Source organism: Vampirovibrio sp. (assembly GCF_041737375.1).
In the GTDB taxonomy this organism is placed as follows: Bacteria; Cyanobacteriota; Vampirovibrionia; order Vampirovibrionales; family Vampirovibrionaceae; genus Vampirovibrio.
In genome coordinates this window covers 1-23,765 of sequence record NZ_JBGSRV010000019.1, presented here as the reverse complement: position 1 = coordinate 23,765, position 23,765 = coordinate 1, and the positions used below count along the sequence as shown (strand labels likewise).

General features: G+C 49.6%; 23 protein-coding genes. 18 read left to right on the top strand and 5 right to left on the bottom strand.

Annotation, left to right across the window (positions count from 1 at the left end; all coding sequences use genetic code 11):
* Window positions 1-329 precede the first annotated feature (329 nt).
* Together ACEW81_RS12835 and ACEW81_RS12830 are read right to left on the bottom strand one after the other, a co-directional pair.
* On the bottom strand, window positions 330-605 hold the full coding sequence (locus tag ACEW81_RS12835; RefSeq protein ID WP_373533394.1) for a DUF3768 domain-containing protein: 276 nt from the start codon (window positions 603-605) through the stop codon (window positions 330-332).
* An 82-nt stretch (window positions 606-687) separates the two neighbouring features.
* On the bottom strand, window positions 688-1,113 hold the full coding sequence (locus ACEW81_RS12830) for a hypothetical protein (RefSeq protein ID WP_373533393.1): 426 nt from the start codon (window positions 1,111-1,113) through the stop codon (window positions 688-690).
* A gap of 526 nt (window positions 1,114-1,639) precedes the next feature.
* Between ACEW81_RS12830 and ACEW81_RS12825 the strand changes: the two genes are divergently transcribed.
* Window positions 1,640-2,896 (top strand): ATP-binding protein, encoded by a 1,257-nt coding sequence (locus ACEW81_RS12825; RefSeq protein WP_373533392.1) that lies wholly within the window; start codon window positions 1,640-1,642, stop codon window positions 2,894-2,896.
* A gap of 24 nt (window positions 2,897-2,920) precedes the next feature.
* On the opposite strand, the gene ACEW81_RS12820 is transcribed toward ACEW81_RS12825, so the two are convergent.
* Complete coding sequence (locus ACEW81_RS12820; protein WP_373533391.1) at window positions 2,921-3,454, bottom strand: hypothetical protein; 534 nt, start codon at window positions 3,452-3,454, stop codon at window positions 2,921-2,923.
* Window positions 3,455-3,927: 473 nt separating this feature from the next.
* On the opposite strand from ACEW81_RS12820, the gene ACEW81_RS12815 reads away from it, so the two are divergent.
* From ACEW81_RS12815 to ACEW81_RS12735, 17 genes are all read left to right on the top strand, one after another.
* Complete coding sequence (locus ACEW81_RS12815) at window positions 3,928-4,824, top strand: DnaA N-terminal domain-containing protein (RefSeq protein ID WP_373533390.1); 897 nt, start codon at window positions 3,928-3,930, stop codon at window positions 4,822-4,824.
* A complete protein-coding gene (locus ACEW81_RS12810) occupies window positions 4,824-5,537 on the top strand; it encodes a chromosomal replication initiator protein DnaA (protein ID WP_373533389.1) in 714 nt (237 codons plus the stop codon). Before ACEW81_RS12815 ends, ACEW81_RS12810 begins: the two co-directional genes overlap by 1 nt.
* A gap of 148 nt (window positions 5,538-5,685) precedes the next feature.
* Window positions 5,686-6,342: a hypothetical protein gene (locus ACEW81_RS12805; RefSeq protein ID WP_373533388.1), complete on the top strand. Its 657-nt coding sequence runs from the start codon at window positions 5,686-5,688 to the stop codon at window positions 6,340-6,342.
* Between the two features lie 183 nt (window positions 6,343-6,525).
* Window positions 6,526-7,062, top strand: a complete 537-nt coding sequence (locus ACEW81_RS12800) for a helix-turn-helix domain-containing protein (protein WP_373533387.1) — start codon at window positions 6,526-6,528, stop codon at window positions 7,060-7,062.
* 155 nt (window positions 7,063-7,217) lie between these two features.
* The gene (gene trbB, locus ACEW81_RS12795; protein ID WP_373533386.1) at window positions 7,218-8,192 is read left to right on the top strand and encodes a P-type conjugative transfer ATPase TrbB; all 975 of its coding nucleotides are present in this window, start codon (window positions 7,218-7,220) and stop codon (window positions 8,190-8,192) included.
* A 28-nt stretch (window positions 8,193-8,220) separates the two neighbouring features.
* Window positions 8,221-8,571 carry a TrbC/VirB2 family type IV secretion system protein gene (locus ACEW81_RS12790; protein ID WP_373533385.1) on the top strand — a complete coding sequence of 117 codons (351 nt, stop codon included), beginning with the start codon at window positions 8,221-8,223 and terminating at the stop codon, window positions 8,569-8,571.
* On the top strand, window positions 8,571-8,858 hold the full coding sequence (gene trbD / locus ACEW81_RS12785) for a conjugal transfer protein TrbD (RefSeq protein ID WP_373533384.1): 288 nt from the start codon (window positions 8,571-8,573) through the stop codon (window positions 8,856-8,858). The genes ACEW81_RS12790 and trbD overlap by 1 nt, the downstream gene beginning before the upstream one ends.
* A gap of 9 nt (window positions 8,859-8,867) precedes the next feature.
* On the top strand, window positions 8,868-11,348 hold the full coding sequence (locus ACEW81_RS12780; RefSeq protein WP_373533383.1) for a VirB4 family type IV secretion/conjugal transfer ATPase: 2,481 nt from the start codon (window positions 8,868-8,870) through the stop codon (window positions 11,346-11,348).
* On the top strand, window positions 11,329-12,072 hold the full coding sequence (trbJ, locus tag ACEW81_RS12775; protein ID WP_373533382.1) for a P-type conjugative transfer protein TrbJ: 744 nt from the start codon (window positions 11,329-11,331) through the stop codon (window positions 12,070-12,072). The genes ACEW81_RS12780 and trbJ overlap by 20 nt, the downstream gene beginning before the upstream one ends.
* A gap of 266 nt (window positions 12,073-12,338) precedes the next feature.
* Window positions 12,339-13,574: a P-type conjugative transfer protein TrbL gene (trbL, locus tag ACEW81_RS12770; protein WP_373533381.1), complete on the top strand. Its 1,236-nt coding sequence runs from the start codon at window positions 12,339-12,341 to the stop codon at window positions 13,572-13,574.
* Entirely contained in the window at window positions 13,574-14,248 is a 675-nt protein-coding gene (locus ACEW81_RS12765; protein ID WP_373533380.1) for a VirB8/TrbF family protein, read from the top strand. Before trbL ends, ACEW81_RS12765 begins: the two co-directional genes overlap by 1 nt.
* A gap of 17 nt (window positions 14,249-14,265) precedes the next feature.
* A complete protein-coding gene (gene trbG, locus ACEW81_RS12760) occupies window positions 14,266-15,225 on the top strand; it encodes a P-type conjugative transfer protein TrbG (protein ID WP_373533379.1) in 960 nt (319 codons plus the stop codon).
* Window positions 15,226-16,044 carry a hypothetical protein gene (locus ACEW81_RS12755; RefSeq protein WP_373533378.1) on the top strand — a complete coding sequence of 273 codons (819 nt, stop codon included), beginning with the start codon at window positions 15,226-15,228 and terminating at the stop codon, window positions 16,042-16,044.
* Entirely contained in the window at window positions 16,045-17,382 is a 1,338-nt protein-coding gene (locus ACEW81_RS12750; protein ID WP_373533377.1) for a TraB/TrbI/VirB10 family type IV secretion system protein, read from the top strand.
* Window positions 17,383-17,388: 6 nt separating this feature from the next.
* Window positions 17,389-18,018, top strand: coding sequence for a lytic transglycosylase domain-containing protein (locus ACEW81_RS12745; RefSeq protein ID WP_373533376.1), 630 nt, complete (start codon window positions 17,389-17,391; stop codon window positions 18,016-18,018).
* Between the two features lie 43 nt (window positions 18,019-18,061).
* Window positions 18,062-18,286 (top strand): hypothetical protein, encoded by a 225-nt coding sequence (locus ACEW81_RS12740; RefSeq protein ID WP_373533375.1) that lies wholly within the window; start codon window positions 18,062-18,064, stop codon window positions 18,284-18,286.
* Window positions 18,279-20,516, top strand: coding sequence for a zincin-like metallopeptidase domain-containing protein (locus ACEW81_RS12735; RefSeq protein WP_373533374.1), 2,238 nt, complete (start codon window positions 18,279-18,281; stop codon window positions 20,514-20,516). The genes ACEW81_RS12740 and ACEW81_RS12735 overlap by 8 nt, the downstream gene beginning before the upstream one ends.
* A 105-nt stretch (window positions 20,517-20,621) precedes the next feature.
* On the opposite strand, the gene ACEW81_RS12730 is transcribed toward ACEW81_RS12735, so the two are convergent.
* Window positions 20,622-21,782: an ATP-binding protein gene (locus ACEW81_RS12730; protein WP_373533373.1), complete on the bottom strand. Its 1,161-nt coding sequence runs from the start codon at window positions 21,780-21,782 to the stop codon at window positions 20,622-20,624.
* A gap of 50 nt (window positions 21,783-21,832) precedes the next feature.
* Window positions 21,833-23,572 carry an ATP-dependent nuclease gene (locus ACEW81_RS12725; RefSeq protein ID WP_373533372.1) on the bottom strand — a complete coding sequence of 580 codons (1,740 nt, stop codon included), beginning with the start codon at window positions 23,570-23,572 and terminating at the stop codon, window positions 21,833-21,835.
* Window positions 23,573-23,765 lie beyond the last annotated feature (193 nt).

The window sequence follows — 23,765 nt, the reverse complement described above, 5'->3', positions numbered from 1 at the left end:
AGTTCCCTAGAGAAGCCCGAATCAGAATCACGCCATCTATATGCCGGACACCACCTACACCGTAATCAGGTAACCTGTAGACTTATCCCGGAAGATAGACTCGCTTCCGGTTTTTGGTGTCATTCTCTGGTTTACGACACGTCAACAATGGTTCAGGTTTATTCGTCTTTCTGATTCCTACCTGCCGAGTCTCGCTCGACGTTTCCTCAACGCTCACGACCACTGCTCTTTACAGCAGCCGCTTGAGGTGGTTTGAAGCCCGCTCCTGAAAGCTGACTCCGAAGGGCCTGCCTTCATCTTCCCTAGAGCTTATGCCCAAAGGTTTCAATTCATAGAATGTCCTCCTTTAGTGCCTGCGGCACACAATCTATCTTCCAATAGAATTGCTGGCCCTGAATCGTCACGGTGCCAAAATCATGCTCCTGATAAGGGTCATTGTCCTCATTAAACGTATCAAAACCTTGAACAGCGTAGATCAGGGCGTGCAGTTGCTTACTATCCAAAGATTGCACCCCTGGGGTCATTACCACTTGGCCGCCTAAAAAAGACCGCCGAAACGTGTCATTCAGGGCGGCAATGCGCTGGGAATCGGTTGCTGAGTTCATTTTAAAAATACCTTTCATTAAATGTCGATTTTCAAAAGGGAAGGTAGCGGCCTATCTGGCCGATAGGCCGCGGGCGGGGTGTTTACTCCATCCACTCCAAAATGAGCGCCCGCTGGGCCTGCTCAAAAGAGCCAGCAAAAAAGACACTGCTGTAAAAATTCACGTTCCAGTAGTCGCTGGCCGTATCGCTACCGTCATAGTTATAGGCGGCTACAATCGCCTCAACGCCTTTAATCAACGCTTGCCCTGCTTCTGTAAAGCGTGGCAGGTTTAAAGGATTCTCAGCGGGATGCTGATGGCAAAAGCGTACCCTGGCCTTTGGCAGTTGTTTGGCTTTGACCTGGGCCTTTAGTTCCGCCCGCACTCGCTTGGCAATCTCGGCCACATCCAGGCCGCGCTCATACTTGCTGCCATACTGAATCGAATAGTCAGGAAACGCTTTGAAAACGGGTGGTTGCTGGGCAATGCTAGGGGCTTGCTGGATGGGAAAAAGGATCACTTGGCTCATGGGTTCAACTCCTTAATTTTTAACTGCCGGTCAATTGGTGCCGACCTCCCTTCCTGGCGTACTATCGGGTGAGACGGGTCAAGGGCGGCGACGCGAGAAGCCGGGCGAAGCCTTTACCCTTGACCTGTCGAGGGCGAAGCCCTGGTAAAAGGAACTGTGAGCGATAAAATCCCGAAAAACAGTTGAGGATAGCCAAAAACTAATGCGGCTTATGCCATCTTGAAGGGCCCGTGCTGGGTCTACGGTAAATCCCATCACAAGCAAACCTCTCCTGATAATTTGCTGCTACTCCTTTTGCAGGCTTGCTAATACTAAAATTGAAGAAGTTTGGACGCCTACTATCAAGTCAGAGATGCTCCTGTTAGACGAGGCCGCTTTATTACCCTGTCTGGCAGCAGGGACTTACATTTCAGAAGATTGTGGATAACTACCCAGATAAATTATTACCGAAATACGCTAGCCTTATTTTACATATTGCGCTATTCTTAGCTTCAGAATAGTGATATTTTTATAGTGGTCCTTTTGGATGCTAGAGGGATTACCTTTGCCTCAAAATCCGTTCTATCCTAGATGGCAGCAGACCAACTTGCAGAGTGCTTTGACGACGCGACGCGTCATTTTGCTGACTGGAGCGCGCCAAACCGGGAAGTCTACCTTGGCAAAACGCGTTGCCGGGGCAGATACCGAATACCGAACCCTAGACGATGATTTACTGCTTAAAGCGGCCAGCGCTAATTATAAAACTTTTCTCAAACATACCGGGCGATGCCTGATTATTGACGAGATCCAGAAGGAGCCAGGCCTCATCCCCGCCATTAAAATGCAAGTGGATGAGGACGATCGACCGGGCCAGTTTATTCTGACCGGCTCTGCCAGCCTCAACGCCTTACCCAATGTCACCGAATCCCTAGCAGGACGGATTCGGACACTTCGTCTACGCCCATTGACTCAAGGCGAATTACTGGAACAACCCCCTAGATTTGTTCAAGGGGCCTTTGAAGAGGATTTTTTCAAGCCCGATAAGCAGTATGACCAAGACGCCATTGTGTCTTTGGCCTTTCAAGGGGGCTTTCCCGAAGCCGTTCGACTACCCCAACGCGCCCGGCCTGATTGGTATGGGGATTATCTAGATACACTCCTGGACAAGGATGTCCAATATATAACCCAAATCAAGCGCCGCCATGAAATGCGTCGGTTGGTTCAAGCGCTGGCCGCTTGGTCTAGCAAGCTGATGGATCTCTCTGCCATTGGTACTTCTCTGGAGCTGGCGAGGCCCACTTTGAGCAGCTACATCCATTTGCTAGAAGCCCTGTACCTCTTTGACCGATTACCGGCTTGGTCAAACAACGATTATGCCCGGATTGGCAAGCAGGATAAGCTTTTTATGAGTGATACCGGCCTTTTGGCAGCGACCTTGCGATGGAAAGAAGCGGAAAGTCGTTTTGCGGATGACCGTTTGGGTAAGCTCATCGAAACCTTCGTTTACACCCAACTTGCTTCGGAAGTTGACACCTTGGGACGGGATTATCAGCTTTATCACTACCGCGATCGGGATCGCCATGAAATAGATTTTTTAATTGAAGGGCAGAATGGGGCTATTTTGGCCATTGAAGTGAAAGCAGGGGCCAATCTCTCATCCCGACACTTTACCCACCTACGCTGGTTTCGAGAAAAGTATCAGCCAGCCCGTTTCGTGGGAATTGTGCTGCATACTGGGGAGCAAACTGTGGCCTTTGGAGAAAACTTATGGGCCGTTCCCATTGCTTGTCTATGGGCAGCATGAACTTTACATAAGGTAAAGCTTAGACTACCAAATCTTCCACCAAGGCTTGGTAACTTGACTTTCCAACACTTGTGCAAGTTGCTCAACCTTCTCCTCAAGAGAATTTTTCTCGAACTGTAATGTAGCAAGTTTCTCTTCAGTTGATTGCAAAAGCTCTTGTACTTGTTGTGAAAGTTGTGAGTTCTCAGATTCTAAAATCTCAATTCTGTTTTCAAAATCTCGGTACTTGACAAGTGCAGTTTGAACGCTCCGAAGCTGATTATTTAAGGCCTCGACCTCACCTACTGTTTTTAAAGCTTTTTCAGTCTTCACAAGTTCCACAAGAGAGGCATCAAGATACCACTTATCTGTTTTCTTTATCCGTCTACCTTCATCTCTAAACTCCTTGAGACGTCCTTTGTTCATGAGGTAAGAAACACCCTGCTGCGTTTTATTTGCCGCCTTGGCAAAGGCTTCCATATCCATCCATTGAATGGATTCATCTTCAGCTTGTGCAAGTTTTGAAAGAGATTGTGAGGTTAGTTCTTCTGTTTGTACAACTTGTTCTACTTCTTTCACAAGAATTACCTCTTGATCTAAATACTACTTGTACAATATGATTGTACAAATGGTGAAGACTTGTAACAACTACTTTTGCAACTGGAACAAGTGAAAAACAATTGTAGCAGATTAATATCCCTAATCCAATAAGAGATAGAGAGGCCCCTATATACAAAGGTTTTAAAGGAATAGTACAAGTTGTAAAAGTAACGCTCCAAGTTTAAAAAAACCAAAAATATCCCGTATTCAGGCGATACATTAATAAACATCTACTTGACCAGACGGAAAAGATCTCTATGATCGGATCTGCGAGATAAATGAACGAACTAAATGGAGGATAGAGAAAAAAACAACAAACAAAAAAGCCCCTGACTGCAATCAGAGACTTTTTCCAAATTTAGAGTTAGCTGACTAAGCTCACAATAAGATCTTACCGCCTTGCGATCGCGCGGTCAATACTTTTGTGGGCGCGAGCAAGGACGGAGATTTTAATGACTACTCGACTCACAACCGAGGCGTTTAATGATGCGCTGGAAAGTCAAGCTGGAATGCCAGCCAGCCCCAGCTTGGGCACAAAACGCGCGCGCTCGCCGGAAAGGAATCTAAGCACCAATGACCCCCTACTTCAGAGATCTACCGAAGTAGGAAAGAAGGGAAGTAGGGATTTTGAAGTTATTGCTTTACCCAAGCCGCTGCTTATTGAGTCCTATAAGCCTCAAAAATCAAAAATCCGCATTGATAATAGGGCTTTACAAAGTGATAGTGCTGCTTTATGGCAAGCTGCCCAGCCAGCCCTTCAACAGGCAATGAGTTCTGCTTCTTACCAGACCTGGATAACCTCGTGCCAAGCCATCTCCTTCGAGAATGACCGACTCACCCTTCTGGTTGAAAGCGATTTTAACCGGGAATTGATCCAAAAGCGCTACCGGAAAACCATTGAGCAAGCGCTTTTGATCCAAACGGGGCAAGCGTTAACACTGTGCTTACGGGTAGACGCTTCCGCTGCCGCAACCCTTCCGGCTACCACTCAGGCGGCCAGCGGATCATCCCAAAAGGCGGAAACCGCCCTTGCACCGGCAAAAAGTTCTTGGGCGGCGCATCAGAATCCAACCAATGACCCAGAAGTCGCTATTTTACTGGAGCGCTATGGGGATATGCGCGGCGTGATTTTGGACTGCAAGCTCTTTGAGAAGCCTTGTACGCCAATCGAGCAAGGCGGCTGGGGCATCAGCGTGGGGGCTATGATTACCGCAGGCAAACAACACACTTTGGCTCAAGTCCTTTGGGCCATTCGACAGACCGTGGCTTATCGCGGGGCCAATAACCGGGGCAAATTGTTTTACCACATCCTGCGCAAGGGTCTGGAAGCAAGCCGGAGGCCCTCGTAATGCTGCTGAATATCCCAAATAAAAAAGTGCTTTGGAAAGCCATCTTGGCCGAAGCGGAAGACTCCCTAGACCCTGGCCTGTTTTTTATGCTTCTGGATCAATGCTATATCGACTCCATCGATGACGGCATCGTCCTGATTGTGGCTCCAACTCGTAATATACAGCGACTCATTGAACAAAAGGCGATGCGAGCACTGACCCAAGCCATTCTGAAAAACGCCAAAAACCCGTTAAGCGTAAAAGTAACGGTGGGCAAAAAACAGTTATACCAAACCAAAAGTCGTTTTCAGCACTTGGCCAAGTCCCCGGATGTTCCCTATGAGGAAGAAGTGCATAACGTTCACTGCTTGTTAGGCGGAGATCGCGGTGAACTGGAAGCGGAGCTGGAGTTGGCCAAGCTGCATGGCCGTTACGGGGACATTATGGGCATCGTGGATAACCATCCCATGTTCAAGGAAGCCAGTAAACCTGTGGATCAAGGTGGTTGGGGTATCTTCCCACAATTGCTGACCAATGCATGCAAGGACTATGGCGTGGCTGCCGTTCTTAATGCGCTGGAGGCCGCTCAAAAGCCTAAAATACAGAATCCCCGCACCTTTTTCTTGAAACGCTTGGCTGCCGGGGATTTTGGGTATCGTCGCGCTAAAGGGGCTGACACGCTTGGGCTAGACAATCCCCTCTATCAAAAGCTGGAACGCCTCTCACCATCATGATTCCAAAGATAAAATCAATCCAGCATCGCTTTCTACTTCAATACCCCCCTTTAAAAAAACATATCCCCGGCATCTATAAACGCAAAGCGCTAGGAAGAAGACCGGGGCATACCCTATGATTATAGCAGTATTTTTATGAGAATCCAAGATGCTAATCAATTTGCTCTCTCAGCCCCGTCTTAAAGCCTATGGACTTGGGAAAAGCCCAGAGTCCCTCGTTTTTGCGAGATATAAATGGAATTTGGCCCTGTCCCAAGCGTTGTATCCTTCGCTTTCCCTTTTGGAAGTAGGTTTACGAAATCAAATGGATGCCGCTTTGACTCAGCTATACGGATTACACTGGCTTGAGAAAGAGGGCACCTATTGGATTAGAACACCTCGGATGATCAACCAAGGATTTCCTAATCCAGAGCAGGATGCCGTTTTAAAGGCAAAACAAAAGCTCCTCCGGGAAAACGGGCAATGGAGCCATCCAAAGCTTGTGGCTGAGTTGAACTTCGGTTTCTGGATCAGCCTTTTCAAGTCGCACTATCATCCGGTTATCTGGCAGCGTAAAGAAAAACCCATGAGAACCGTTTTCCAAGACAATCCGAAGTTGTCACCTAAGCAAGCTTACGCACAATTGGATCGGGTGCGGGTCATTCGGAACCGCATAGCGCATCAAGAGGCGATTTGGAACCGGCAGACCCTTTATGATGATTATCAAACCTTACTCGGTATTCTAGGGGACTTAGGGGCGCCTTTAAAATCAATGGCTGTTGAACTGGATACCTTTCCAAAAATCTGGGCCGTCAATCCTGGCTGAGAATGTTCAAAAAAAACTTGAGCTGCTAATGGAAAAGGACAGCTTTACCCCTTGCAATCACAATCTGAAAGATCTAATAATCAGTCATGATAGAGAGATAGGCTTATCCGGGGCTGAAAAGTGGAGCAGTAGGCGGGAGCCGCCTGCCATTCACGCAGGCTTCGGATTAGATTGGAAACTTGAATGCCGAAACTGGAGAAGAAATCCCTTCCAGTTGAACGCAAAGTGTTTGCGAAAAATTTAAAAGAAGCCCGGTTATTTGCAGGTTATACCTTGCAAACCCTTAGTGATAAAACGGGCATCACAGTTACCTATATCTCAGGGGTGGAACGACTCACCTATAACATCAGTCTGGATTCTATGACCAAGCTTTCTCATGCCGTTCAGGTCCCGCTCTATGCCCTACTGAACCCGAATTTTAATAAGTTTTGGGATCTCAACAATGTTCAGGAATGGTTGAGCTATAAAAATCTGATTGATCAAGCTAAGCCCGCATCGCTGGAGCGGCAATTGGTGGCAGAGAACGTCAAACGACTCCGCAAAGAAGCGGGCTATACCCAACAGGAAGTGGATGAACTGTCAGGCTATGCCACCACCTCTGAGCTGGAGCGCCAGCTCTGTAATATCACCTTAGATAAAATTTTGCCTCTGGCTCATCTGTTTGGAGTGCCGCTCTATACCATTTTCCAACTACCCCCGACAGAAAGCCCTTTGTTGTAAGCGCTATATATTTCCTGGCAGCAGCAATATTTTTTAACACATGCCTATATTGACAACCTTCAGGTCTTTGCTTAAAGTCTTTTGTAAATAAATTGGCAAAGCATAGAGTAGTTTCGTTTCTGTTTGGCGAGCTTTTTAAGCTGGGGAAATTTGGGTTGCTTCAGGATTTGGCATTGGAGAGCGCCTCAACTATAGAGGTACATAAACGTCAGAATGAGCGCATTTGGAAGCATATGCCGCCTTGTATGCAAGCCTGCTTTAGCGATCCAAGCATCATTGAAATTATGGTGAACCCAGATGGGAAACTCCTGGTAGACGACCTTCAATCCGGCATCCGCCAAATCGGGACTATAGATCGCTTCAACGCTGAATCGCTCATCAAGGTGGTAGCTTCCGTTATGGGTGCTTCCATCACTGAGGCCAGTCCCATTTTTGAAGGTGAGTTCAACGACGGCTCTCGGTTCTCTGCGGCCATTCCACCAGTAGTCAGCGCCCCCATTATCAGCATCCGGCGGCGGGCACTCCAAATCTTTTCCCTGGATGATTATGTAGCCCAAGGAGTCATGACCATTCAACAGCGGGCCATCGTCGCTCAGTGGGTACTCGAACGAAAGAATATTTTGGTGGTGGGTGGCACCTCATCCGGCAAAACCACCTTGATTAACGCAGTTATCGCCGAAATCGCCCAAGTGAGTCCCCAGCACCGGCTCATCGTGCTGGAAGATACGGTGGAATTGCAATGCCAAGCAGAAAACGTCATCCAGATGAAAAGCAGCCGAGAAGTGCCTCTGCAAGCCTTGGTTAAAACCACCTTACGCCATCGTCCAGATCGGATTCTAGTGGGTGAAGTCCGTGGGCCAGAAGCGTTTGATTTACTAACCGCTTGGTCCACGGGCCATCCTGGCGGGGTGGCTTCCCTTCATGCCAATAGCGCCCAAGGCGCATTTCTGCGCCTGGAGCAATTATTAGAAGTGGCCACACAGTCCCCCATGCGTTCGCTGATTGCGGAAGCCGTGGATGCCATTGTCTACATCGAAAAAACGGCGACTGGACGCCAAGTGAAAGAGTTACTCACGGTGGATGGCTATCACAACCATCAATATCAGACCCAAAGGATTGAGACAGAGTAAATAAGAGAAAATCAGAGAGGATAAGAGTATGAATGATAAAAAGCTGAAACATTTAACGCAGTGCATGCCCATGCTACTAGCAAGCGGGCTTATCACAGTCAGCATCCTGTTTCCCGAAGTCGCCCATGCCACAAGCCCAGGCGGTGCGGGACTGCCTTGGGAAGCCCCCATTGCAACCATAGTGAATAGCTTTTTAGGGCCGATTGCATTGGGCATGGTCTTGATTGGTATGGTCGGCGGCGTCTGGGGCTTTATGACCGGCGGAGAAATTAACGGGTTTGTCCGCTCAATGGTGGTGATGGTCTTGGCCGGTTCAGTGTTGGCTTCTGCTCGGCCCTTCGTTCAACAACTTTTCAATGTGGGCACTGGGTTGGGCTAATGATTGGATTGAACCAAACACCCTTCTCCCCAGCGCTCAATCGACCTCATTTGCTTTTGAGTGGCGAGCGCAAGCTCGTCATCCTGGTCATCGTCAGCGCTTTGATTGTGATCCTGTCTGACATTAGTCTAGTCAAAATCGGACTGGGCCTGCTGTTATGGCTGGTTTCTGTAGCGCTACTGCGTCGCATGGCCAAGCATGACCCAGATCTGAGCACCATTTATTTGCGCCGGGTGCGTTATCAAGCCTATTACCCGGCACAATCGCGGGCCAGTTACCCATCATAAGGAATCCGTATGCAGCCCACTGACTTGTTTAAGAGCAACCCACACGGCCTGGATCATTTTTTGAACGCGCTGGCGCGGGTAGCCAATGCGGTCATTCTGAATAAGGATGGCTCCCTGACCACGGCTTGCGAAATAAAAGGTCAGGATATTGCGGCCATGACACCTAACAACCGGAATTATGCCGCTAATATTCTCAATAATGCCATCACCAGCCATTTTTCCGGCGGCTGGATGACCAGCCATGAAGTAGTTAGAAAGCCTGCGGCCAGCTATCCTGATCTCAACAACTCCCATTTTCAGGAACCGATTACACGCCTCATTGAGCAAGAGCGTCGCCAGCACTTTGAGGCAGTTGGCAATCACTTTGAGTCCACCAACATCCTGGTCATCACCTACCATCCACCGGCCTTGGATAACGCCAAACTCAACAACATTTTTTACAAGAACAAGCAGGAAAAGCTCAACACCTCACTAGAGGCCAACATCGCCTACTTTGAGCGCACCCTGGAAAGTTTTATCGATGCCGTCAGCAGCGTTCTTTCTGTGCGCCGCATGGAAAGCTATGAAATCATCGACTCACACGGCTTGCTCCATCTGCGGGATGACCTGATCAACTTCCTGAATTTCAGTATCAGCGGGGAATATCATCCCATTAATTTGCCGCACTGCCCCATGTATCTGGATCAAATGTTGGGGCAAGAATTGTTTGTAGGCGATGTCCTGAAGGTGGGGGACACCTTTATGGCTTGTGTCAGCCTGACCGGGCAACCCAACGCTTCCTACCCCAATATTCTGGAAGCCTTGAATCATTTGCCAATGACTTACCGTTGGGTCACGCGCATGATTTACCTCGACAGCCATGAAGCCATTGGCACCCTGAAAAAGCTGGGTATGCAAATTGAGCAGCAGATCAAGAGTCCACTGCGGCAAATTTTTAAGCTGGGTGGCGGCATGATCAATAAAAATGCCCTGGAATTGACATTGGATGTGCAAGAGGTCATGGCGGACGTTCATAGCGGGCGGATGGCCTTTGGCTACTGCACCCAAACCATCGTCCTAATGGGGTCAGACAGGGCCACGGTCTTGGAAAACGCTCGGCTGGCCACTCGTGAAATCAAACGGTTGGGCTTTAACAGTCGGTTAGAAGGCATCAACTGCTTGGAAGCATGGCTGGGGACTCTACCGGGTCACAAAATTCACAACGTGCGCCGCACACTGATTCATTCCACGCACCTGGCTAACATGGTGCCCATCACCAATATCTGGGCAGGACATAAGTTTTGCCCCAACCCGCTGAACCCACCTGATCTACCACCCTTGATGCACACGGTCACCACAGGCTCCACCCCCTTTCGCTTCAACCTGCATGTGGAAGACTTGGGCCATACGCTGATTCTGGGGCCAACCGGGGCGGGAAAATCGGTTTTGCTGGCCACTCTGGCTGCTCAATTTCAGCGGTATCCCAATGCCACTATTACGGCCTTTGACAAGGGCCGTTCCATGTGGACCCTAGCGGAAGCTTGTGGCGGCCAACATTATGACATTGGCGGTGACTACCAAACCCTGGCTTTTGCTCCCCTGGCTGAAATCGATTCGGATTCCGACATGATTTGGGCGCAGGAATGGATTCAAAGTCTGTATGAAATCAGTACCGGCAAAAAGCCAACCGCAGAACAAAAAAGCGAAATCCACCGCGCCATGCAATTATTGCGGGAAACCCAAGCCCCCCATGAGCGCACCTTAACCGATTATCTGATGACACTACAAAAAACCGGCCCTGGGGATGACCTGAAGCTGGCCTTGGAAAGCTATACCTTACGAGGGCCATACGGTGAATTGCTGGATGCACGGGAAGATGGGCTGAAATCGAGCGCTTTTACGGTCTTTGAGATTGAAGAACTAATGGGCATGAAAGAACCCATTGCCATCCCTGTGCTGCTTTACCTGTTCCGACGCTTTGAAAAATCCCTAAAAGGACAACCGGCACTATTGCTCCTGGATGAAGCTTGGATCATGCTGGGTCATCCGGTATTCCGCGAGAAAATCCGGCATTGGCTCAAGGAACTGAGAAAGAAAAACTGTGCCGTGGTCATGGCCACCCAAAGCCTTTCGGATGCCGTGCAATCCAAAATTTATGATGTATTGATCGAAAGCTGCCCCACCAAAATTCTGCTGCCCAATGAAGAGGCGGATAAGACTGGCACCTCTGAGCATCCAGGCCCACGGGATCTCTATGCCATGATGGGCTTGAACGATACAGAAATCGGCATCCTGAAAACGGCCATCAAAAAGCGGCAGTATTATTTTGTTTCCCCAGAAGGAAAACGCTTGTTTGACTTGGGTTTGGGGCCAGTTGCCTTATCGTTTGTGGCGGTTTCTGATAAAGAAAAGCTGGCCCACCTGCGTCAGCTCAAAGCATCGCATGGTCAACAATGGCCTTATGTCTGGCTAAAAGAGAGAGGAGTGGACTATGAAACGCTGGCTGGTTAGTGCTGCCGCCTTATCGATGATTTTATTGGCCGCTGGTAAGCATCCGGCCCCATCCTATAGCGCTGGGGCTATGTACTGCGTCAACTGCGGCACAGAATACACGCAATTGGCCAACAAGCTCAGCATGGCCAAGCAGTTGGCCAATCAGGCCGTACAGATTAAAAACCAGGTTGAGCAGTATCAGAATATGCTGCAAAACACCGTGGGCGTCAAAAATCAGGTCTGGGGCAATGGCGCAGGCCAACTGCAACGCTTGTCCCATCTCTTACAACAAAGCAAAGCCCTGGCCTATTCCGCCGGGAACCTGGACGCTCAATTTGCCAAGCGGTATCAAGGCTATCAAGGATACGCAGCCTCTAAAAATCTGGATTGGCGCAGTAAATACAATCAATGGTCACAAGAATCTAGCGATAACGCGCTGTATGCCTTAAAAGCAGCCAATCTACAGAACGCTGGCCTCCAAGATGAGCATGCCCTGATGCAGCGCCTACAAGCCATGAGCCAAAGCAGCGAGGGGCGCATGCAAGCTGCTCAAATCGCCAATATGATGGCCGCGCAACAGGTTGAGCAAATCCAAAAGCTCCGCCAATTAATGATGAGCCAATTGGCTATGCAAGCCAACTACTACCAGTTGCAACAGGATCGCGAAGATGCCGCTGAAGCGGCTCACCAGCAGTTTGTCAATGTGCAACGAGTTCCAAACAACAACGGTAAAAGGTTTTAAAGGAAATCATGATGGAAATGCTGAATCAAGCCTACTCTTTTAAGTTATGGGTCTTAATCCTATCTCTGGGCGCAACTACACTGCTTTCAAGCTGGGTTACTTACCAAGTGGCTCACCTGCCAACCTCACCACAACCCATTTGCCAAGCGCAACAGCTTGTTTGCCCCCCTTGCATTGCAAAGCCAGCCCATAACGACAGCGCAATTTTTCACAATACCCACCGCGTTCCAAATAACAACGGTAAGAGATTTTAGGGCAAAACCCGTATGCAAACTTTCAAAAATATCATTTATTCAAAGTGGATGTGGCTAATAGTCCTTCTGATACCGCTGATTAGCGGCAATTTGGCTTTTGCCCAAACTACTAACGACAATTTCATCGACCCTATATTATCGCAGTACGCTAGCAATAGCAGCGCCTGGGAAGCACCTCTGCGTGGATTTGCAACAAAAGTTTTTTGGCTGCTGGTGCTGATCGATTTTGCATGGGGCGGCATTGAATTACTCATGAATAAGGGCGACTTAGGCGATTGGATGCTGAACCTGGCCAAGCAATTAATCGTCATTGGTTTTTTCTTTGCCCTAATCACTTACTCCTCTGATTGGGCCAGCGCCATTATCCAAAGTTTTCGCCTGGCCGGAGACGCCGCCAATAGCATTGGTGGATCAGGGTTGGGGCCAACAGATATTTTTGACACTGGGATAAACATTGTCACCACCATTTTGAAATCCATGCGGCTGGATCGCCTCACAGACAGCATTGCCTTGGCTTTTGGGGCGGTTATCATGCTGATTAGCTTTGCCCTGATTGCCGCTTTACAAGTGGTCGTTCTGGTAGAAAGTTATATTTTTACCTATGCGGGCATCATTTTCCTAGGGTTTGGAGGCAGTCGCTTTACGCGCACCGTTGCCCAACGCTTCCTGTTCGGTATTGTGGCCGTAGGTGCCAAACTATTCGTTATTCACCTCATCGTCGGGCTTGCCGTGGTAATGGTGCATCAATGGGACGCACAAGTGGACGCCAGTCAAGGCTTTATCGATTTGGGGATGGTCATGCGGATTGCCGGTGGCTCCGTTGTCTTTTTAGCTTTGGCCAAAATGATCCCCGAAATGGTTCAAGGGATGCTCAATGGTGCTTCTTACTCTTCTGGGGCGGCCATGCTGCAATCTTCCATGGCAGGAATGCACGTGGGCATGGGCATGCTGAATGCTGCTGGCGCAACGGCCACGGGTGGCTTAAGCGCCGGGGCTGGATTGATGGGCTTTAAAGGGGCCGCCAGTAGCCTGGGCAATGCGTCAAGCAATATGGCTAATGCCGCTGGCAACCACGCCAGCGACGCTTTCTCGCAAGGGATGGGGATAACGCCTGGCAGTTTCAATCAATATATGCCGGGGCCTGCCACCAGTGCCCCGCCAGGTAATTTTTCTATGCGCCAGGAGAAAAATTCAGTCAATCTCAAAGATAAAGAACTTACAGGCAATGCCATTGGAGGGGAGAATTAATGGCCACTCGACAAAACAACACAGAAGCCGTGATGACCATGCACAAACTGGCCAAGCGCCAATGGCAGGAGGAATACGGCGGTTTTATTCACCAAAAAGAAGTTTGGCAGAAAACGGCGCTCATTAGCTTGAGCCTGAATATTGTGGCTGTGCTGGGCGTGATTTACATTGGGGCGCAAAACAAGCTGGTGCCTTATGTCATAGAAGTAGATAAGCTGGGCCGCACGGCGTCTGTCCAACGCGCCGATATTCCAGCCGCGCCCAATGCCGCTGTCATCAAATCGCAACTGGCTCAGTGGGTGGAAAATGCCCGCAGTGTGTATCTGGATGTTCCTGCTCAAAAGCGGGCGGTTCAGGAAACCTATGCGTTCATCAATAAGAATGGCCCGGCCTTTGCCACCATCAACGACTACTTTACCCAGCATGAACCCTTTAAACGGGCGCAAGAAGAATCGGTCAGTGTCCAGGTGAATTCCGTGCAACCCATCAGTGAGAAGACTTGGCGCTTAGAATGGGAAGAAACGCATCGGAGCCGAGATGGCCGGGTGGGTATCGTAGAAAATCAGCAAGCCACAGTGACCTTGGCCATCAGCCCACCCACGGATGAGGCAACCATAATGCTGAACCCACTGGGCGTCTATATCGATTCGTTTAACTGGTCACAAAGACTTTAAGCAAAAGGATTTACCCCATGAAAAAATTAAATCTCATGGCACTTGCGGCCATCCTGCCCTTATCCGGCTTTGTGCAAGCTAACGCCCAGCAAGTTCCGGCCATTGATTATAGCAATGTCAGCTATATGCCTGGCTCTTACGCACCCATTCCAGTGGCCAAAACGTATTTCAACTACCAACCCAAACCACAACCGGCCTTTCAAGCCACGCCAGAATCCATTGCCCCCATTACCCAAATGCCTGATGCTCCCAACCGCCCGGAAATGGTTCCTGTGGTGGGTGAAGATGGGTCGTTCACCTTTACCTTTGGGGCCAATCTGCCTTCTGTGATTTGCGCCCCTCTGCATGTCTGTGACGTGCGGCTGCAACCCGGTGAGGTCATTCAGCAGTTGGAAGTGGGCGATCCCGTGCGCTGGTCAGTCAAAGTGGGCCGCAGCTTGTCTGACAATGTAGAAACCCCGCACCTGATTATCAAGCCCTCAGCCACCAGTATCGTCAGCAATTTGATTGCCATTACCGATAAACGCACCTATAACCTGCAATTGCTCAGCAAGCGGGAACGCGCCTGGATGCCCAAAGTGGCATTCGTCTATCCCGAAGATGCCGAAAAATCCTGGCAAGCCTATTTTGAAGCCCATCCAAGCAGACCATCGGCAACTTATGCCGCCAATCTTGCCCCCAGTACCAGCACCCGCGCATTGGATTTCAATTACCATCTCAAAGGCGATAAGCCCGTTTGGCGTCCTTTACGGGTGTATACCGATCAGGCCAAAACCTATATTCAACTGCCCGCCGCCGCTAAAAACGATGAGATTCCGGTTCTGGTGCTGCTGGGGCCAGGCAAAACGGAGCAATTGGTCAATTACCGGATGGATGGGGATCAATTCATCGTGGACAAAGTGATCCAACGGGCCACCCTGATTAGCGGTGTGGGCCGCAATCAAGAGCGCGTGGACATTGTTCGGGAGGGCAGCTAAATGATCCGCCTTCTAACTGCTTTCGTTTGCCTGGCTTTGCTCATGACACTCAACAGTGAAGCCGCTACGCCCCTTGCAAAACGGAGGTCTTCCCACCACACCAGCAATCACCGCAAACCAGCTCAGAAAACCCAACCACCCTTTTCCTTTATTCCCGCTAAACAGCCGCTGGAAAGTATTGTTCGGCTACAACAACCTCTAACAGGCCGTATTGTGCAACAACAAAGCCCACCGGCAACCTTTCAAACCACCCTGCCCATCGCTCCTATTGACCCAGCGCCATCAGCACCAGAAAACTTTACACCCGTTCAAATTAAGCCAGCATCTCATTCCGTGCAGGTCAATTTCACATCGCGTAAAGGGCTTTGGAAGCGTGTTGCAACCTTATTTTCAGAAACGAAAGGCGCTTTGCCAGCTCTACGGCCTGAAGTCCTCACTTCTGGCTCCTCCTGGGTTGATCCCTTCCCCGCCGTGGAGTCCACTCAATTGGCTGAGGCGGTGGCCCAGCTCATTCAAGGGCATTTGCCCAATCAGCAACGCAGCCTTGCTTTCGCCCAGCCGCCCCAAAGCCAATCCGGTAATTCCTTCAGTGCCGCTTTGGAACACACCTTACAGCAAGCAGGCTATACCATTGCTGGCCCACACTCTTTAGTGGCCAATGCCCATCAAATTCGTTACCGAGTGACCCCATTAAACCAAGGGGTTTTAATCCGGGTTCGCATTGATGATACTGAACTGTCCCGGTTGTATGAGCGGACGTATACCGGCGCGTTGGCCGCCGCGTCCCCGCTTACCCGCCTATCCAAAGGAGCGCCATAAATGAGTGACTATCAGCCGGGAGACACGCCAGAGTCGCCCCACTTAGTTGGAAATGAGCCGGATGAATTTACGGAGAACGCCAATCCCTCGTTTGCTTTGGGAGAACAATTGCGGAAATGGCCCGTATTGGCTTTTGGCGGTGTATTTCTGTTTGCCCTTGTCTTGGGTTTGAGCTGCTATCTAATCCCCAAACCCTCAATGGCCAAAAGCCCCATGCTAAATAATCCCAACGTGCCTTCGGCGGGTTCCGCATCTGAAGTCATGGCCAAAGCCCCGGATACGGTTTTCGTCAAAGAATCTGCGCTTACCCTGCCGCCCCAAGAAGATTCCCTGCTGCCGGGCAGTACCTCTACCGCCAATGGCACCATGAATCCCAATGCCGCTATGCCACCGCCTACCAATGCTTATGCTCCGCCGCCCATAGATTATGAACGCCAGGCGCAAATCCAGATGGAGATGCAGCGGGAACAGGAAGCGGACCAACGTCGGGCAGAACAACGGGAGGAACTCAAAAAAGCGATGGAAGCCGATTCCACCGTTTATTCCGCCCTGCCCTTGAAATCCGGCACGAATGCTCAGACAGCCAGTGCAATTCCAGCCAACAATGAGCAAACGTTGGATGGGATAGAAACACCCAACACCATTCAAGGCAGACTAAGCACCTTGGAAGGTTCCAATTATCTGGCCCATACCAGGATGCCTGCCATTTCACCTTATGAAATTAAAGCCGGTACCGTGATTCCCAGCATTATGATCAGTGGCATTAACAGCGAACTGCCCGGCCAGATTGTGGCCCAAGTCGGCCAAAACGTCTACGATTCCGCCACGGGACGGTATTTATTGGTTCCTCAAGGGGCCAAACTGGTAGGCACTTACGATCACGCCGTGAATCAAGGACAAAAAAGGGTCTTGATTGCCTGGAACCGAATTATTTACCCCGATTCTTCTTCCTTAAACCTGGAAACAATGGCCGGTCAAGATCAAAGCGGCTATGCCGGGTTCAAAGACAAAACCAATAATCATACTGCCTCCATTTTTAAACAGGCCCTGCTTTTATCGGCCATCACCGCAGGTGTCCAGCTCTCCCAACCCCGCGCGCAACAAGGGGACTATTCTTATTCTAGCCAGCAAATGATCGCGGGTTCCTTGGGTATGCAGCTCAATCAATTGGGAATCTCCACCTATCAGGGCAGGGCCAACATGGCCCCCACCATTACCATTCGCCCCGGCTATCGCTTTAATGTGATGGTCAGCAAAGATATGGTCTTACCGCCCTGGGGCGAGGGGAACGCAAACGCATACCAGCGAACCGTCTTGCAAACCCTCTCCCGGAGATAACGCGCTATGCTGCCTTCTCTTGAACTGATGCACCACTGCGCCCCTACCGTGGCACCTGAAACCATTGCCGCCATTATCCGGGTAGAATCGGGCGGCAATCCCTATGCGCTGGGTATTAATGGCCCTATTGCAAAGCGTCCCCGGCCCCAAAACGCCACTGAAGCCGCTCAATTGGCACGTTACTATATCGGCTTAGGCTACAGCGTGGATTTGGGCCTGATGCAAATCAATAGCCAGAATCTCAAAGGCTTGGGGCTTACGTTGGAGCAAGTCTTGGAACCTTGCCACAACCTGGCCGCAGGAAGCCGTATTTTGAGCCGAGGCTATGCGGGCGCGGTCAAACGGTATGGACACGGACAAGATGCTCTGCGCGCCGCTTTGTCTGCCTACAATACCGGCAATTACGAGCGGGGCTTTCACAACGGGTATGTGGCCAAATACTATGGCAAAAAAGGACTACAAGTGACTGTGCAGGCCTCAATCCCGCAACGGCCAGCGCATATCCTAGCCGCAGCCAAACCCAAATCCGAAAAGCCGTCCCTTCCGGTTGATCCCCTAAAAGGGCCACCGGATATTTATACGGCGGATTCAACCGTGTATTCCATCTGGACATCAGGCCAAGGAACCGAGCAATAACAGGCCCGCAGGTCAAAACAACGCAGCAAAGGAGCCAATTTTCATGACGGACAGCCGACGAGAAAAAGAACTGGATCTGAGAGAACCGGAGCAATTGCCCGTAATTAGCCAAAGCCTGGAGGATTGGGGCCAGCCTGGGGTGATGGTGGAAGTAGATTTGGAAACGGCTGAAACCATGGGAGCCTTTGTTGAGGATGCTCTTTCCTCAGAAGATGCCTGGGAATCGAGTTTTGATAGCATTCAAACCCAAGGGGAACGCCATGAATAACCATGAATACGTGGATCAGGTGGCCAGTCGCATCATTGAGCAGCTTAAAACCGGCACCGCTCCCTGGATCAAACCCTGGGAACCCGGCCAGCGCAGCATGCCCTATAATCCCACCACCGGCAATGATTACAAGGGAATGAATGCCCTCTGGCTGATGAGCCAAGCGGACAACCGTGGCTATCAGGATTCCAGATGGATGACCTTCAAACAGGCCAGTCAAGTCGATGCCCGGATTAACAAAGGCGAAAAAGGCACAACCATCCAGTATTGGCAATGGGATAAACAAGTGCCCGCCACCGACGCGGAGGGGAAGCCACTCAAAGACCCGGACGGCAAGCCTGTTTTGGCAACCGTTCGTCTGCAAGTGCCTCGCTGCTTTAACGCTACTGTCTTTAATGCTTCGCAAATGAGCGGCATAGAACCTGAAACCCGTTCGGCCTTGCCCGCTTGGGAACGGCATGAACAGGCAGAACGCATTTTGTCGCAATCTGAGGCCGATATTCAGTTCCAAGCTGGCAACCGGGCCTTTTATCAACCCAGAACGGATCGGATTGTATTGCCGGAACGGGGTCAATTCCCAACGGCAGATAATTTTTATGCCACCGCCTTGCACGAATTGGGCCATTGGACAGGGCATGAATCCCGATTAAACCGGGATTTAGTTCATCCGTTTGGCTCTGATGGCTATGCCAAGGAAGAACTCCGGGCTGAGATCAGTTCCCTCATGCTGGGCGACCGCTTGAGTATTGGGCATGATCCCTCACAACATGTGGCCTACATTGGCTCCTGGATCAAAGCCCTGGAAGAAGATCCCTATGAAATTTTCCGGGCAGCGTCAGACGCCGAGAAAATTCAACGGTTTGTTCTGTCGTTCACTCAGGAGCAAGGCCAGACGCATGAAATGGCTGGCCGACCGGATGAATCGGTCAATAGAGGGGGAACGATAGACATGCCAAAAATCCCACAAACAATGGCCTCCGAACGGGTTTATCTAGCAGTGCCCTATTCTGAAAAGGAGGAAGCCAAAAAGCATGGCGCTCAATATGACCGGCAAGCCAAGTGTTGGTACGCACCTTCGGGGCTTGATCTAGAACCCCTGAGTCGTTGGCAAGTTGAACCCAAACAAAATCAATCAGATCAGATAGAGCCGGTAGAAGCCTTCGCCAATGCCTTACAGGCGGCGGGATTGATTATGGATAGCGGCCCCATCATGAATGGCAAACTATACCGGGTGAAAGTGCAAGGGGATACCCAGCAGCAAAAAAGCGGAGCCTATGCGGGATTTCTGGATGGTTATCCAGCAGGCTTTATCCAGAATTATAAAACCGGCCAGAAAACCAATTGGAAATATGAGAATACAGTCACGACCCTTACCGAGGCGGACAAAGCCCGACTCGCAGCCGAAGCGGCCCAAAAACAAGCGCTAAGAGAGCTAGAGACAAACCGTAGGCAAGCCCAAACCGCAGACCAGGTGCGTGAACTATGGAATACGCTAAACCCAGCGGATCAACATCCCTATTTGAGCAGCAAAGGGGTGGCCGCCCATGGACTACGCTTGAACACGCAAGGGGCACTGGCGCTTTCCAAGCCGGACGGAACAAGCCACCACTGGAGTAGCCAGGGTCAAATGCTAATTCCCGTTCAAGATACTGAGGGCGTCTTGTGGAGCGCTCAATCTATTGACGCACAGGGGCAGAAAAGCTTTCCTTTTGGCGGGAAGCTGCAAGGCTGTTTCCATACCCTTGGCCAGTTCAATGGCTCAGATAAAATCCTGATTACTGAGGGTTATGCCACCGGGTCTACCCTCCATGAGGTTTCAGGCCTGCCCGTGGCCGTGGCCTTCAATGCTGGGAACCTGGCTCCGGTCGCCCAAGCCCTTAAAGCCAAGCACCCAGAAAAAATGTTGTTTCTAGCGGGCGATAACGATCATCACAAGCCCAAAGAGCAAAACGTTGGCCTCCAGAAGGCCCAGGAAGCGGCTCAACTGGTGAAAGGCAATGTGTTGCTTCCCCAGTTTGAGAAAGGCGCTTGTGGCACCGACTGGAACGATCTTTGTGTGGCCAAAGGGAAAGATGAGGTTCTAAGCCAAATTCAAAGTGGTTTGAAGGCCAGTGAAACCAAACTCCTGGCGGATCAGCTAACGAGCAATCAAAAACAGCCTTTGAGAGAAGCCAACCAGGAACTCAGCAAACAATTGGTGAAAGCAGCTAATAGAGGTTTGACGCGATGAAATAAAGGAAACCGCAATTTAACAGTGCCACAACATTGAAAAACCCCAACGTTGTCTCCCAAACGCGTAAGGTTGGGAACGGTTAGATTAGGGGTCTGCATTTTTTCAGCAGAGATTTGCAATCTCCTGAGCAAGTTCAGCCAGTGAAATCACCTCTATTCCGCTTCCCTTAGGATAGCGTTCCTGGCCAGAATAGACCGCAAAACTCTTTTGAGGCTGAAGATCTTCCACCGCCACATGAAAACCGTGTTCCAACTTGGGTGCATAGCCCCGTTTGATCTCAATAGCCCAGGTTTGATTTCCAGGTAATTCTAGTACCAAATCAATTTCTACACCGGTTGCTGTCCGGTAAAAACTGGCCTGACACCGACTAGAAGCATAACAGAGCAGTGTTTCAATCACATGCCCTTCCCAGCTCATACCAACAATCGGATGCCCTAAAAGTTGTTCCTGAGTGTCAATTAGGAGCAACGCATGCAACAGTCCACTATCCCGAACGTAGATTTTAGGCGATTTAACCAACCGCTTTTTGACATTGACATGATGAGGCGGTAATCGCCGCACCATCAATAAGTCCACCATCAGATCCAGGTACTTGGCCACCGTCTTGCCGTCTACAGCCAAGCTTTTTGCCAGTTGCGCAGCATTCAGGAGAGTTCCTTGACTATGTGCTAGCATTGTCCAGAAACGACGAAGGGTTTCGGCTGGAATTCTAGGGCCAAGCTGCGGTATATCTCGCTCCAGATAAGTGGAAATGAAATTTTCACGCCATTTTACGCTCTGAGCATCGCTACTGGCCAGTAAGCTTCGTGGGAATCCACCGCGCACCCAAAGGGTTTCATTTTCTGCTTGGCCAACTTCAAGCATCTGTATAGGATACAGCTCTAGGTAAGCGATGCGTCCAGCCAATGTCTCGCTGGATTGCCGCAACAAGTCGATAGAGGCAGATCCCAGCAATAGAAAGTGGCCTGCTGGTTCACCCGCCAAGATTCGTTCATCAATCAGACCACGAAGAACTTGAAATAGTTCAGGCTTTCTCTGGATTTCATCCAAGATTACCAGCCTGCCTTGCCGAGAAACCAAATATCCCCGTGCATCTTCCAGCTTTTGCAAATCAGCCGGGTTTTCCAGGTCAAGATAGTCTGCTCCAGCCCCTATGTACCGAGCCAAGGTCGTTTTACCCACCTGCCGGGGGCCAAGCAAAGCCACAGCAGGGAAATGAGCCAATTGCTCTTTTAGTTCCACTTCAAGAAATCGAGTAATCATCCTTGTAATTATGGATCAATCGTCCAGAAATACAACCCTTTTAAAGACTGCTATACAGTAGAACTATCAAACCGTTGATTAATGGCATCAAAAAGTTTTTCCGCAACGGTTAAAACCTCTTCTGGATAATCTTTGGGAGTCTGTAAAGACCATGCAATGGACAAACGCCGTGCAACTTCAGGTTTCCAACCATCAGGCAAAACAATTGAGTGTCGTTCACACGCAGCTTTGATCTGATCAGGTAAACTGCCCTTTGTTCTATCATCTTTATTAAGTGTAACTTTATTATCTAAAAGAGAACTTAGCTCTTGCAAAATCAGCGCTTCGCCAAGAATATCCTCTATCTCACAGTCATCTTTTCCTAAAACATCAGGTAACATTAGGATTGAACTTTCTTGTCCTGCATACAGCTCTTTATAAAGCGCATTTCGACGCGCTCTACCAGCTTCGTCACCGTCCAGTAGAACTATAGGACGGACATTTTGGCCTAAGAAAAGTGATGCAATGTTACCTACATTTTTCGTTCCACCACATGGCGTGATGTAAACATCATCTGGCAAACCGCGCCGCCCGGCGGCATGACACATCATGTTCAAGCTGATAAGGTACATAAAATCGGACATACCCTCAACAAGCACATTTTTCTTATGTTGAAATAACCCCTTCACCATCGCATAACCAGCAGCTGCCTGGAGTGGGAAAATTGTTTCCCTATCCTTGGGCCAGGTACTTTCATTGCTAATATGACTATGCCCTGATTCGTCCTCAGTTACCGGACGCACCCGGTGAATATGCTCGCCATCAATTAAAAATGGAGAGTGCGTAGAATAAATCAATGGATTGGTATCAGAGAGACGTTCAAAGAAAAAAATCAACTCTTGCTGCGCTGTTGGATGTAAGTTGAGTCCAGGTTCATCTAACAACAAGATAGAATGTAAGTGGCCCTCTTCAGATTCAACCAAAAACACCAGATAAAAAGAGAAAAACCATTGGAAGCCCTTACTACGGGACTCAAGTTCAATTTCCACCCCAGGACGCTTATCGTCTGCAATCCAAATCCTAAAATAGTCGCCATCGGCATCATAGCGGATTTGATGCCTGCGTTGACCATACCATTCATTGAACCGCTGAGTAATATCAAGCGAGCCAGAATTCAACTTGATTGCGCGGCGTTCCTTACGTTCCTGATCGCTTGCAATCATTTCCGATGTTACTGTCTGACCTGACAGGCGTGCGCTAGCCGCCTGCTCTGTCCCAAGATCCGCAATTTCCTTTGCGGTCAGCCCCACGTGCTTAAACATAGCATTCACCGTTCTCACTTTTGGGTCATGGGGGGAGCGAGACAGTAAATCTAAGAAGTGCGGTAAGTATACGGCACTATCCAGAATGCCATAATTTTCAAAATAAATTAAAACAGGCAATTCCGGTTCAATTAACTCGTACAATTGATCGGTAATTAGCTCGTCCTCAGCCAATTTTAAAGTCTCTGAAACCGTTTCTAACAATTGCTCTACAATATCAGCGGTATCTGGATCGGATTTTGCATTTGCCTCATCACGAATTTTTTTAATCGCTGCAATACCTGTTTTGGTTTGAAGGTCATTAATATGTTTTAAGGCATCTAAAGACTGCTGAACCCATGCTGTAAGAGCTGTTCTTTTCGCGACAGCGTTGGTTTCATCACCATCCGCAGTTGTGAGGCGACGGGCGGATTTTGCAAATTCAGACAAAGCATTTTGCAAATCAATTGATCCAACCATTGGATCCAGAATTTCAGGCGTATACTCCATAGACAAGCTACCATCATAAAAGCGGGTGCATATGAGGCTATTTGGAATAACAGTTAGAACTCATACGGTAACTTTTTGAAGGCAGAGCATGGCACAGCCAAGCTGCCAGAAGGCTTCCCAGTTCTGCCAGTGATACTCGTAGCGGATTTCAAGCTTTCTAAATTTGCCCAGCCAGGCAAAGCAACGTTCAATG